This is a genomic window from Thalassotalea sp. G20_0, assembly GCF_017744175.1.
Classification (GTDB): domain Bacteria; phylum Pseudomonadota; class Gammaproteobacteria; order Pseudomonadales; family Endozoicomonadaceae; genus Endozoicomonas.
The window spans coordinates 47,524-59,887 of the sequence record NZ_JAGHQV010000012.1 but is presented as its reverse complement, the minus strand read 5'-3'; the positions used below and the strand labels follow the sequence as shown (position 1 = coordinate 59,887).

Sequence of the window (12,364 nt, the reverse complement as noted above, 5' to 3'; positions counted from 1 at the left end):
AACTGCTGACCGAGTTTGGTTATATTCATCACGCGGATAGAGAACTGGAAAGCTGGGGCATGAACCAGCATATCGAGCTTGAGGATTGGCTGGGTGGACTGGATTTCATGGATTTCAGCACTTCCCATATAGCCGAAAAAGCGAAGCAACGTGCAGACCTGAATGAACAGATCGGCAATACATACCGGGAGATATTCCACGAAACCACCAACACGCCCTTTGTCCGCGAGGACTCCAGAGTCGGACGTAATGACCCTTGCCCCTGTGGCAGCGGTAAAAAGTTCAAGAAGTGCTGTGGCCGATAGGCAGTAAACATCTACCCTTAACCGGAACCTGCAACAGGCATTCATCCATGGCCGATTTTTTCCGATTTCTACAGACACCCCATATTCAATGGCTCACCATGATGAGCTGTTTGCCCTTCCGGGCCTTCAACCAATAAAACCGCTTGCTACTGGCACCTTTTCGATGGGGCAGTTAGTGGGAATGCTGAGCACACCATCTTACTACGGTGCCATCAACATTGAAGGCAAGAAGAAAAGCAAGATCAGTGAGCCGGTCGGGGGCAAAGGCGAAGGGACGCTTGTCTATAAACAGCAAAAGAGCAATGTTGAGGCCTATTACCGATATCGGGATAACAACAAAGACACCTTGCTGTTTATTGGCCGATACAGCCGGTTGGGTAAAACCGGCCTGAAGCTGAATGAGATACGGGATAAAGCAAGGGAGGGAACGATCACTCTCCAATGAAGAGCTCCATCAAATGTGGCACCACCTTGAATCCGGCAAAGAAACATGGAGTCCGTTGTATGGCCTGCTGTTGCGGTTCTGTTTTGTTTGTTTTGATAATCGCCCTGGGCAGCTTAATGATATCAAGTGGTCTGATATTGATTTTTCCCAGCAAACACTCCGTTTTATCTATACCAAGGGCAAAAATGCCATCCCCAAAAAACGCATTGTTCTCCTAACAGACAGGGCATTGGCCATACTGGAGCAGGCGCAGCGGATATCAGGCAGCTTTGATGGCCCCTTTATTATCACCGGTGGATCACCCATCGATATTCGTAACCTTGGCCGCTTTGTGGGTGCTTATAACGACTGGTTGCAAAATAATGCAATGGCGAAAGGCAAGCAGCCTCCGGAACGCTTTACCGCAAAAGACCTGCGCCGCACAGCTACCCGCCTGTTCACCGACTGCCGTGTCCTGAAAGAACACCGCTACCTGCTGCAAAGCCGGGAAGATGGCAGTGTCGAGTCCAAACACTACGACCACGATGACCGCCTGCCAGACAAGCGCGATGTTGCCAAAATCTACGATAACTACCTGGATGTGGACCAGCAAGGCTGGCACCCAAAATCCGGCCAGAAGGATAAATACGGCAACCTGATCGAAGACCGCATCTACAACCAGAAAGATATGGACCGTGATATTGTCTTTGACGAGCGCACCCAACTGGTGGCCTTCAAAGTGACCGAATACCTGCAGAAAACCGGCGAATTCCAGAAGACCATCGTCTTTTGTACTGACATCGACCACGCAGAACGAATGCGCCAGGCACTGGTCAATCTGAATCCTGAACGGGTCAAAGAAAACCGCAAATACATCATGGGGATTACCGGTGACAATGACGAGGGCAAAGCCGAGCTGGATAATTTTATCGACCCGGAATCCCGTTATCCGACCATCGTTACCACCAGCCAATTGATGAGCACCGGTGTCGATGCCAAAACCTGCAAACTGATCGTGCTGGATAAAACCATCGGCTCACCCACCGAGTTCAAGCAGATCATTGGTCGGGGTACTCGCATCGATGAGGAGCACAACAAACACTGGTTCACCATCATGGACTTCAAAAAGGCAACCGAACGATTTGCCGACAAAGACTTCGATGGCGACCCGGTACAGATTTTCAAACCCAAAGAAGGCGACGATATTGTTCCGCCGGACGACAACCCGCCCGACGATACCGATACAACCCCAGACAACATTGACGACATCGGTGAAGACGACAGCATTGAAGATGGCGAAGAGTGGGGCAACGATGACACCGATGAGGAAGATACGCCCACACCACCGCCACCCGGCGAAGAAGGAGAGCCAGAACCCCGCATCAAATACCATGTTCAGGGTCAGGAATTCAAAATCTCCAGAGAACGGGTACAGCATCTGGATGCCAACGGCAAACTGGTCATCGAATCCATGCACGACCATACCAGAGAATGCGTCACCCGCCAGTACGCCAGCCTGGATGACTTCCTGCGCAAGTGGAGCAGTTCCGACAAGAAAAAGGCCGTGATCGACGAACTGGCTGAGCAGGGTGTCTTCTGGCCGGAATTGCAGGCCAACGTCAGCAAAGAACTGGGCACTGAGCTGGACCCTTTTGATCTGATCTGCCATGTCGCCTTTGATCAGCCACCGCTTACCCGAAGGGAACGGGCGGACAACATGAAAAAGCGCAACTACTTTACCCGCTATGAAGCGGCTGCCCGGCAGGTGCTGGAAACCCTGCTGGAGAAGTACGCCGATGTGGGCATTGAGCCGGTGGAAGAAATGACCATCCTCACCGATCAGGCCTTCAGCAAGATTGGTGCCCCCATGGAACTCGTCAGTGCCTTTGGTGGCAAATCCGGTTACCTGCAAGCGGTTCAGGAGCTGGAGGCCCTGCTGTATAGCAAGCCACAATCCGCCAGATTTTTACCCTCACCTCTTTTACAATGGCGGCCCGGATAATCCGGCGCTGCCTAATCTGTTTTTACATAAGGATTGCCCATGTCGATCAGTACCACCATCAAGTCTATCCAGGACCTTATGCGTCAGGATGTGGGCGTCGACGGCGATGCCCAGCGAATTGGCCAGTTGGTCTGGCTGCTGTTCCTGAAAATCTTTGATGACCGGGAACATGAGTGGGAGATGTTTAATGATGATTACGTATCCCCTATTCCCGAGCCACTGCGCTGGCGTAACTGGGCCTCTGACCCCGCCGGTACCACTGGGGACGCACTGAAAACCTTTATCGACAATGAGCTGTTCCCGGAGTTGCAAACACTTCATGCAAAAGAAGGCGATCAACGGGCAGTAGTGATTCGTAATGTATTCGCGGATGCTTACAACTACATGAAGTCCGGCCACCTGATCCGACAGGTGGTGAACAGAATTCAGGCAGATATCGACTTCAATAAGGCTCAGCAACGCCATGCCTTCGGGGATATGTACGAGCAGATTCTTAAAGACCTGCAAAGCGCTGGTAATGCCGGGGAGTTTTATACACCCAGAGCCGTCACCGAATTTATGGTGGCACAGGTTGACCCGAAGCTGGATGAAAAGGTCATGGACCCCGCCTGTGGTACCGGCGGCTTTCTGACCTGTACTATCGAGCATAAACGCAAGCATTACGTCAAACATACGCAAGCCGATGAAAAGCGACTGGAGGCGAGTATTTTTGGTGTTGAGAAGAAGCCGCTGCCACACCTGCTGGCCACCACCAATATGATTCTGCACGGCATTGAAGTACCCAGCCAGATTCGTCACGACAATACGCTGGCTCGTCCTCTGAAAGACTGGAGCAAAGAGGAACGGGTCGATGTTATCGTGGCCAATCCACCGTTTGGTGGTACTGAAGAGGCAGGCATTGAGAAGAACTTCCCCACCGATATCCGTACCCGGGAAACCGCTGATCTGTTTATGGCGCTGTTTATCCGCTTATTGAAATACAATGGCCGTGCAGCGGTGGTACTGCCCGATGGCTTTCTGTTTGGCGAAGGCACCAAATCCCGCCTGAAGGAAAAGCTGCTGACCGAGTGCAACCTGCACACCATTATCCGACTGCCCAATGGCGTTTTTAACCCCTAAACCGGCATCAAAACCAACCTGCTGTTCTTTACCAAGGGCAAGCCTACCGAAACCATCTGGTACTACGAGCACCCCTATCCGGAGGGCTATAAAAACTACAGCAAAACCCGCCCCATGAGGGTGGAAGAGTTTGCCACAGAACAAGCGTGGTGGGGCGATGAAGCGGACGGTTTTGCCCGTAGGGTAGAAAACGAACAAGCCTGGAAGGTGGACTTTAAGGCCATCAAAACCGCCACCGAATAACGCTGTCAGCCCCACTGGGATAACGAGACCCATTATAAGCAGCAGGCCAATGTGCTGGAAATGAGCGTCCGCCAATTGAAGGAAGACCTGAAGGCAACGAAAAATGCCGGTATCAAGGCCTCTCTGAACGAACAGATCATTCAGCAGGACAACGAGGCCAGGGCGTTAAAAGCCAAAGCCGATGCTGAGATAAAAGCGGCCGATGCCATTTACTGGCCCATCTTTAATTTGGATATCAAAAACCCCCATGTGGGCGAGCAGGAGAGCCACGATCCGAAGGTACTGCTGGCCCATTATCAGCAGCAGCAACAGTCCATGACCGACACCCGCCGTAAGATCAAGGCAATTCTGGATATCGCCCTGTCCGGCCAGGCGAAGGAGCAGGCATGATGTTGAACACCCTGACGGAGCACCTGGAACTGCTGACCACCACTCATACCCCCCGTTCCGCCAGTGGCCGGGGCAGTGGTAACAAGCTGGAGCTGACTGGTATTAAAAAACTGCGGGAGCTGATTCTGGAGCTGGCAGTGCGGGGCAAGCTGGTGCCGCAAAATCCGGAGGATGAGCCTGCTTCTAAACTGTTGGAACGGATTGAGGCAGAAAAAGCTGAATTGGTAACAGAAAAGAAAATAAAGAAGCCAAAAAAACTAGCAGTGATCAGTAATGACGACCAACCCTTTGAATCGCTACCAAAGCAATGGGAGTGGGTAAGGCTAAATGACCTTGGAGAGTGGGGGGCAGGAGCCACACCACGAAGAGGAAGCTCAGAACTATATGGTGGTGATATCCCTTGGTTTAAGTCAGGGGAACTTTCATCTGACTACATTTCCAAATCAGAAGAAACAGTTACTGAACTCGCTTTAAAACAAAGCTCATTACGTTACAACAATATTGGCGATGTGCTTGTTGCAATGTATGGTGCAACAATCGGAAAGACGGCCATCCTGGATGTTCGAGCAACAACAAACCAAGCCGTTTGTGCTTGCACTCCATTTACAGGTTTTCTAAACACCTACCTTTTACTTCTTCTGAAGGCGTTTAAAGGGCGGCTTATTGGAATGGGTTCAGGTGGAGCACAGCCAAAGACCACCTGAAAGACCAGGTGAAAACCGCTGCCGATCATCAAACCCTGCAACAGCAGATCCATGGCGTAGAGAAAAAGCAGCTCCCCCATCTGCTCTGCACCACCAATATTCTGTTCTTTACCAAAGGCCAGCCTACGAAGGAGATCTGGTTCTACGAGCATCCCTATCCGGAAGGTGTGAAAAACTACAGCAAAACCCGCCCCATGAAGTTTGAAGAATTTCAGCAGGAAATGGACTGGTGGGGCAATGAGGCGGACGGTTTTGCCGCACGGGTAGAAAATGAGCAAGCCTGGAAGGTCAGTATCGACGAGGTGACCGCCCGTAACTTCAACCTGGATATCAAGAATCCCCATGTGGGCGAAATCATCAGCCACGATCCGGATGAACTGCTGGCCAGTTATCAGCAACAACAGCAGGAGTTGGAAGGGTTACTGGGTCAGTTGCAAACTATCCTTGGCGAAGCACTGACCGACCGGAACGGGAGATAACGTGGCCGACACCGACCTTAACATTGCCATTTATGAAGCCAGCCAGGGGAATATTCAGGTACTGCTGGACCAGGAGACCATCTGGCTGTCCCAGCGGCAGCTGTCAGAGCTGCTGGAAACCAGTATTGATAACATCAGCCTGCACCTGAAAAACATCTACAAAGAGGGCGAGCTCACCGCCGGGGCAACTACCGAGGATTACTCGATAGTTCAGCAGGAAGGCCAGCGGCTGGTACGCCGGAAGGTCAAACATTACAACCTGGACGCCATTATCTCCGTGGCTTACCGGGTCAACTCCCGCAAAGGCACCCAGTTTCGCCAGTGGGCCACCAGCACCCTGAAAGAGCACCTGACCCGTGGCTACACCATTAACCAGCAGCGGTTCGAGCAGAATGCCCAGGAGCTGGAAGCGGCCCTGAAGCTGGTGCGCAACGCGGCGGCCTCCCCAGAATTGCAGACGGACACCGGTCGTGGGCTGGTGGAAATTATCAGCCGCTATACCCAGACCTTTCTCTGGCTGCAACGCTACGATGAAGGCAAGCTGAACGAGCCCCACGGCCAGCATGGCGGCACCCTGCCTACGGCGCAGCAGGCCAGCAACGATCTGGCGACCCTGAAACAGCAGCTAATGGCAAAAGGCGAAGCCTCTGACCTGTTTGCCCGCCCCCGGGGCGATGGCCTGGGCGCTCTGCTCGGTAACCTGGATCAGACCGCCTTTGGTGAACCCGCCTACCCGACCATCGAAAGCAAGGCGGCGCACCTGCTGTACTTTGTCGTTAAGAACCACCCATTTACCGATGGCAACAAGCGCAGCGAGGCTTTTCTGTTTGTGGACTTTCTGCACCGCAATGGTCGCCTGTTCAATCCAAACGGTGAGCCGGTGATTAACGACATTGGCCTTTCTGCCCTGACCCTGCTGGTGGCGGAGTCCGACCCCAAACACAAAGAAACCCTGATCCGCCTGATTATGAATATGCTGGCTCCGGAAGCTGAACAATGAATGCCCTGATTACCCAAAACCTCTCTACCCTGGCGCTGGCGGTGCAGAACAAATCCGCTTCTGGCCGGGGTTCCGGCAAGAAGATTGACCTTTATGGCGTTAAGAAACTGCGGGAGCTGATTCTGGAGCTGGCGGTGTGGGGTAAGTTGGTGGCGCAGAATCCGGAGGATGAACATGCTACCAAACTGCTTGAGAAGATATTCACCGAAAAAAAACGATTGATTAAGGAAGAAGGCCTTAAGACTAAGGCTAGTGAACATATATCGGACGAAGATCAATATTTGTCAGTACCTGATACTTGGGAGTATTGTCGCCTTGGCAATCTTGCAAAGTTTATTGATTACCGTGGGAAAACCCCAATAAAACTTCAAGCGGGAATCCGTCTGATAACAGCCAAGAACGTACGCTTTGGCTATATATCCTTGCAACCAGAAGAGTTTATTTCTGAGGATGAATACGATGCCTGGATGACAAGAGGTTTCCCCAAGATGGGAGATATTCTATTCACGCCAGAAGCGCCATTGGGAAATGTTGCAATCATAGATATTCAGGAAAAGTTTGCTCTTGCCCAACGAGCTATTTGCTTTCAGCTACATGATCCATCAACAGCCCCTTTTTTGAAAATTTTGCTAATGTCTCCAGCTTTTCAAAAGGAGCTAGAAAACAATGCAACAGGCATGACTGCAACCGGAATTAAAGCATCCAAGCTGAAAGAGATACCCATCCCGATTCCTCCACTGGCAGAGCAACACCGCATCGTCGCCAAAGTCGATGAACTGATGGCCCTGTGCGACCAGATTGAACAGCAGACCGAAGCCAGCCTGTCCGCCCATACGACACTGGTAGAAAACATGCTGGCAACCCTCACCAGCAGCGCCAATGCCGAAGAACTGAAACAGAACTGGCAGCGCATCGCCAGCCACTTCACCACGCTGTTCACCACAGAAGTGAGCATCGACCAGCCAGACCATCCTGCAACTGGCCGTGATGGGCAAGCTGGTACCCCAAGCCCCCAACGACGAACCCGCCGCCAAACTGCTGGAACGCATCGCCGCCGAAAAAGCCCAACTGGTCAAAGAAGGCAAAATCAAAAAGCAGAATCCGCTGCCGCCGATTGCTGAGGATGAGAAGCCATTTGAGCTGCCGGATGGGTGGGAGTGGTGCCAGTTTGGTAATGCTGTTTCTTCTCGACTTGGAAAAATGCTTGATAAAGCAAAGAACACAGGATCCTTGAAAAAGTATCTGAGGAATACGAATGTCCAATGGCAACGGCTAGACTTAGATGATTTGAAGGAGATGAAGTTTGAAGAAAATGAGCTTGAAGAATTCAGTTTAAAATTTGGAGACCTACTTATCTGCGAAGGAGGTGAGCCAGGCCGTTGTGCAATATGGCAGTCGCATGAAAAGGAAATTTATTTCCAGAAAGCACTGCACAGAGCCAGACCTTGGGCGGGGATTCTTCCCAAATACTTAGAAATCAGTCTCATGGTTGATACCAGAAACAACCGTCTTGCAGCTCTATTTACCGGAGCAACAATAAAGCATCTTCCGGGTGACAAGCTTGCTAAATACTTATTCTCTTTACCGCCTGTTGCAGAACAACACCGCATCGTCACCAAAGTCGACCAACTCATGACCCTCTGCGACCAAATTAAAACCCACCTGCAACACCAGCAGCAAACCCGCCTGCATCTGGCCGATGCCATTGTGGCACAGGCACTGAACCCCACCAACCCGAATTCACCAACCCAGCCAAAGGCAGCCAATCCGTGACCATTGACGAGATTCTGGAACAGCTTTCCAACAACCCTACAGGCTCCTTCCCACACGCCGCCATTAACGCCGCCGTTGAACAGCAAGAGGCCATCACGCCCCATCTGCTGGCCTACCTTCAGGAGCTTATAGACCTGGGCGAAGACATTGACGACGACTTCAACGACAGCCTGACCCTGTTTGCCATTTTCCTGCTCGGCCAGTTCCGGGAAGCCAGGGCGTACCCGCTGATTATCCATCTGCTGACCAGCTGGAAAGACAGTGCCGAGTTTTACTTTGGTGATGCCATTACCGGTGGCATGACCCGTATTCTGGCTTCCATCTGCCAAGGTGACATTGCCCCTCTCAAAGCATTGGTGGAAAACGAGGCGCTGGATGAGTTTGTCCGTGCTGTCGCCCTGGAAAGCCTGGTCACCCTGTTTACCGAGCAGGCATTAAGCCGGGAAGACCTGCTGTCGTATTTTACCTGGCTGTTCCGGGAGTACCCGGTGCGCAAGGACAGCTTTTTGTGGGACAGCCTGATCATATGCTGTGCCGCTTTCCGCTTTGCTGAACTGCTGCCCGATATCCGCAAGGCCTATGAGGACGGGCTGGCCGACCCCACCGTGGCATCCCTGAAAGGCATCGAAGACGAGATCGTGTCAGAGTACGACAATCTGGACGAACTCTGGCATCTCAAACACTACATCACCGACACCACCGCTGAACTGTCCAGCTGGGCATCGTTCCAGCCGGTAGAGCAACGGCGAACCATTCCAGAGCCCAAGGGGCCTGTTACTCCGGACAGAACGCCAAAGGGTACCGTATTACACGATAGTGGTACCTTCTTGAGAGCCGCCCCCAAAACAGGCCGCAATGACCCATGCCCCTGCGGCAGTGGCAAAAAGTTCAAGAAGTGCTGTGGCCGATAGGCAGTAAACATCTACCCTTAACCGGAACCTGCAACAGGCATTCATCCATGGCCGATTTTTTCCGGTTTCCACAGACACCCCATGTTCAATGGCTCAGTTCTGGTGAACCCCGTGGAGACAAGCTTTTATCAACCAGCAAGGCCAATGAGCTACTCCTGGCAGAGCTGACCGTGGAAGAAAAAGTCGATGGTGCCAATGTCGGTTTCTCAGTCGGCCCTGATGGGAAACTCAGGGCTCAGAACCGCGGTGCCTGGATTGGGATACCGGGTGGTCAATTCAAACACCTCTGGCGGTGGGCAGGCCGTTTTGAAGCGGATCTGATCAGCCTGCTGGGTGAACACCTGATCCTGTTTGGGGAGTGGTGTTATGCCCGTCACTCTCTGGCTTATCAGTCCCTGCCAGACTGGTTTGTCGGTTTTGATATTTACGACCGAAAGGCTGAAAAATTCTATTCCGTTCCTCACCGTAATGAGCTGTTTACCCTTCTGAGTCTTCAACCAATAAAACCGCTTGCTACTGGCAAATTTTCAATGGAGCAGTTAGTGGGAATGCTGAACACACCATCTCACTATGGTGCCATCAACATTGAAGGCATTTATCTGAGACAGGATCAAGGGGAATGGCTGAAGCAAAGAGCCAAGTTGGTCAGGGGCGATTTCACTCAAACGATTGGCGAGCACTGGACCAGAAAAGGCATTATTCCCAATGAGGTTTTCGGCCAGAGATGGCGGTAGTCTGTCGCTCGATTCCCTGTGATTTTTTGCCGCCAAAACGGTTCAAGCTACACCACTAAAAAAAGGGGGAGGTATAGCTTCATATCCGCACAACAAAATGCCTTCAGATAATGATTTTTTCCCCGGAATGGAGCTGAAGGTATACCACTAAAAAAAGGGAGGGAGAAATCTACTTAAGGTTTTTTGACGACTGAGCATGCACAAAGGAAAATTTATCCGGCCAGTCTTTGATTACTGAAGACCGTAAGAAGTATTTATTCATGAGTGACAGAAGGCTGCATTGCAGATCTGAGCCTGATACCGATTAGTACCGTTACAGCCCAATCGAAAGTGGGGGCAATAGTAGGGGCAAACCGTCAGACACAAAAAAGCCCGAAGTGCTTACTAACGCTTCGGACTTTGCTGTGTATGGTGCCGGCACCAAGAGTCGAACTCGGGACCCACTGATTACAAGGCATCTATAACTGCTTCCCACAGTCATCCGTAAAATCCCACCACCCTGCTCTACACCCCTTGATTCACGGGCTCTGTAGAAGATCGCATTCCCATAAGCTACCATAAGAACTTGCTTCATCCCACGCGAAACGGGGACTAAAACGGGGACTAAATTGAGCTTAGTCCCCACTTCCAAAAATCGAATAAATAGAACCATGGTTGGATTTATTAATGCCACAGTACTCACCCACCCAGATTGAGAACATGACCATTGATGGCAAGAAGAAAAGCAAGATCAGTGAGCCGGTCGGGGGGAAAGGTGAAGGGACGCTTGTGTATAAACAGCAAAAGAGCGAAGTTGAGGCTTATTACCGATACCGGGATAACAGCAAAGATACCTTGCTGTTTATTGGCCGCTACAGCCGGTTGGGTAAAACTGGCCTGAAGCTGAATGAGATACGCGACAAAGCAAGGGAGTATGCCCGCATAAGACGGGAAATAGCGCCGGTTGATCTTAAGGATCATCTCAAATTTGAAGAGGCCCGGCGGCTACAGGAAATGGAAGAACAAAAGCGTCAGGCCGCAATTGAAGCAAGCCACGGCACGCTGGAAGACCTCTGCGCCTTATATGCAGCCAGCCTACACCGCCGAAAGGCATCGTCGGCAAGGGACGTTGAGAACTCCCTGAAACGGAATGTAATAGTCCCTTTCCCCCATCTGGCAGCTCGCAAGGCCAATACAATTACGCCAGATGATTTAATACCTTTATTCCAGCGCGTATTGGAACGGGGAGTAACCCGAACCTACAACATGGTCAGAAGCAACCTTAAGGCGGCCTTCAATCTTGGTATGAAATCAGACCATGACCCCAGGCAGCAGCTTGAGCATGGCAAACGCTTCAGCATCCAGTTTAATCCGGTGGATGCCATTCCAAGGTACGCTGAGTTTGATCGGGTCAGGGAACGATCACTCTCCAATGAAGAACTCTATCAAATGTGGCACCACCTTGAGTCTGGCAAAGAAACATGGAGCCTGTTGTATGGCCTGCTGTTACGGTTCTGTTTTGTTTGTTTTGGCAATCGTCCTGAACAGCTTAATGATATCAAGTGGTCTGACATTGATTTTACCAAGCAAACATTAATGTTTGTTGATACCAAAGGTAAAAACGCAATCCCAAAGAAACGCGTTATCCCGCTGACAAACAGAGCAATGGCCATACTGGAGCAGGCTCAGCGGATATCAGGTTGCTTTGATGGTCCCTTTATTATCACCGGTGGATCACCCATTGATATTCGCAACCTTGGCCGCTTTGTGGGTGCCTATAACGACTGGCTGCAAGATAATGCAATGGCGGAAGGCAAGCAGCCTCCGGAACGCTTTACCGCAAAAGACCTGCGCCGCACAGCTACCCGCCTGTTTACCGACTGCCGTGTACTCAAAGAGCACCGCTACCTGCTGCAAAGCAGGGAAGATGGCAGTGTCGAGTCCAAACACTACGACCACGATGACAGGCTGCCGGAGAAGCGAGATGTCGCCAAAATCTATGACGATTACCTGAGCAGAATCATTGATGGCACTGCTGATGAGCAACCCGACAATGTCATTCAGTTAAAGCAAGCAGAACCTTCCATTGCATAAGACCTTTAACTGAAACCATCCACACACTGGAAATGGCACCATGTAATGAGGCATCGCCTTTGTGAAAAAGGCCTCCTCAGACTATATGTCTGCTTTTTTGTTATACCTCCCTAACTACATCAAACCAGCACACCAAAACCATTTTAACCAGCCAATCTGACAACACTTGCCAAAAACAGATATAAAACTGGATATAAATCCAGATAA

Annotated in this window: 10 protein-coding genes and 3 pseudogenes; all 13 read left to right on the top strand. The window is 51.1% G+C overall.

Annotated features, from left to right (window positions below; all coding sequences use genetic code 11):
• Window positions 1-209: 209 nt before the first annotated feature.
• Window positions 210-305: pseudogene (locus J7438_RS28630) on the top strand (SEC-C metal-binding domain-containing protein); the annotation flags it as partial.
• A gap of 88 nt (window positions 306-393) precedes the next feature.
• Window positions 394-750, top strand: a complete 357-nt coding sequence (locus J7438_RS09545) for a hypothetical protein (protein WP_209202179.1) — start codon at window positions 394-396, stop codon at window positions 748-750.
• A gap of 13 nt (window positions 751-763) precedes the next feature.
• Entirely contained in the window at window positions 764-2,731 is a 1,968-nt protein-coding gene (locus tag J7438_RS09540) for a type I restriction-modification enzyme R subunit C-terminal domain-containing protein (protein WP_286196497.1), read from the top strand.
• Between the two features lie 39 nt (window positions 2,732-2,770).
• Window positions 2,771-4,066, top strand: a pseudogene (locus J7438_RS09535) (type I restriction-modification system subunit M); the annotation flags it as partial.
• Window positions 4,067-4,144: 78 nt separating this feature from the next.
• Window positions 4,145-4,483, top strand: a complete 339-nt coding sequence (locus J7438_RS09530; protein ID WP_209276353.1) for a hypothetical protein — start codon at window positions 4,145-4,147, stop codon at window positions 4,481-4,483.
• Window positions 4,480-5,187, top strand: coding sequence for a restriction endonuclease subunit S (locus tag J7438_RS09525; RefSeq protein WP_209202175.1), 708 nt, complete (start codon window positions 4,480-4,482; stop codon window positions 5,185-5,187). Before J7438_RS09530 ends, J7438_RS09525 begins: the two co-directional genes overlap by 4 nt.
• A pseudogene (locus tag J7438_RS09520) lies at window positions 5,181-5,666 on the top strand (N-6 DNA methylase); the annotation flags it as partial. The gene J7438_RS09525 and the pseudogene J7438_RS09520, both read left to right, overlap by 7 nt.
• Window position 5,667: 1 nt before the next feature.
• A complete protein-coding gene (locus J7438_RS09515) occupies window positions 5,668-6,666 on the top strand; it encodes a virulence RhuM family protein/type II toxin-antitoxin system death-on-curing family toxin (RefSeq protein WP_353620114.1) in 999 nt (332 codons plus the stop codon).
• Window positions 6,663-7,787 carry a restriction endonuclease subunit S gene (locus J7438_RS09510; RefSeq protein ID WP_209276352.1) on the top strand — a complete coding sequence of 375 codons (1,125 nt, stop codon included), beginning with the start codon at window positions 6,663-6,665 and terminating at the stop codon, window positions 7,785-7,787. Before J7438_RS09515 ends, J7438_RS09510 begins: the two co-directional genes overlap by 4 nt.
• Window positions 7,788-7,866: 79 nt before the next feature.
• Complete coding sequence (locus J7438_RS27660) at window positions 7,867-8,439, top strand: restriction endonuclease subunit S (protein WP_286196506.1); 573 nt, start codon at window positions 7,867-7,869, stop codon at window positions 8,437-8,439.
• Complete coding sequence (locus tag J7438_RS09505; protein ID WP_209202171.1) at window positions 8,436-9,350, top strand: DUF1186 domain-containing protein; 915 nt, start codon at window positions 8,436-8,438, stop codon at window positions 9,348-9,350. Before J7438_RS27660 ends, J7438_RS09505 begins: the two co-directional genes overlap by 4 nt.
• Before the next feature lie 47 nt (window positions 9,351-9,397).
• Window positions 9,398-10,084 carry an RNA ligase family protein gene (locus tag J7438_RS09500; protein WP_209276351.1) on the top strand — a complete coding sequence of 229 codons (687 nt, stop codon included), beginning with the start codon at window positions 9,398-9,400 and terminating at the stop codon, window positions 10,082-10,084.
• Window positions 10,085-10,750: 666 nt separating this feature from the next.
• Window positions 10,751-12,157: a tyrosine-type recombinase/integrase gene (locus J7438_RS09495; RefSeq protein ID WP_209276350.1), complete on the top strand. Its 1,407-nt coding sequence runs from the start codon at window positions 10,751-10,753 to the stop codon at window positions 12,155-12,157.
• The last annotated feature ends 207 nt before the right edge of the window (window positions 12,158-12,364 follow it).

What these genes read in the sequence shown, in the direction of transcription:
- J7438_RS09525 (WP_209202175.1), top strand. Translation starts at nt 4,480, where the DNA reads ATGATGTTGAACACCCTGACGGAGCACCTGGAACTGCTGACCACCACT.
- J7438_RS09495 (WP_209276350.1), top strand. Translation starts at nt 10,751, where the DNA reads ATGCCACAGTACTCACCCACCCAGATTGAGAACATGACCATTGATGGC.
- J7438_RS09545 (WP_209202179.1), top strand. Translation starts at nt 394, where the DNA reads ATGGCTCACCATGATGAGCTGTTTGCCCTTCCGGGCCTTCAACCAATA.
- J7438_RS09510 (WP_209276352.1), top strand. Translation starts at nt 6,663, where the DNA reads ATGAATGCCCTGATTACCCAAAACCTCTCTACCCTGGCGCTGGCGGTG.
- J7438_RS27660 (WP_286196506.1), top strand. Translation starts at nt 7,867, where the DNA reads ATGCTTGATAAAGCAAAGAACACAGGATCCTTGAAAAAGTATCTGAGG.
- J7438_RS09540 (WP_286196497.1), top strand. Translation starts at nt 764, where the DNA reads ATGTGGCACCACCTTGAATCCGGCAAAGAAACATGGAGTCCGTTGTAT.
- J7438_RS09500 (WP_209276351.1), top strand. Translation starts at nt 9,398, where the DNA reads ATGGCCGATTTTTTCCGGTTTCCACAGACACCCCATGTTCAATGGCTC.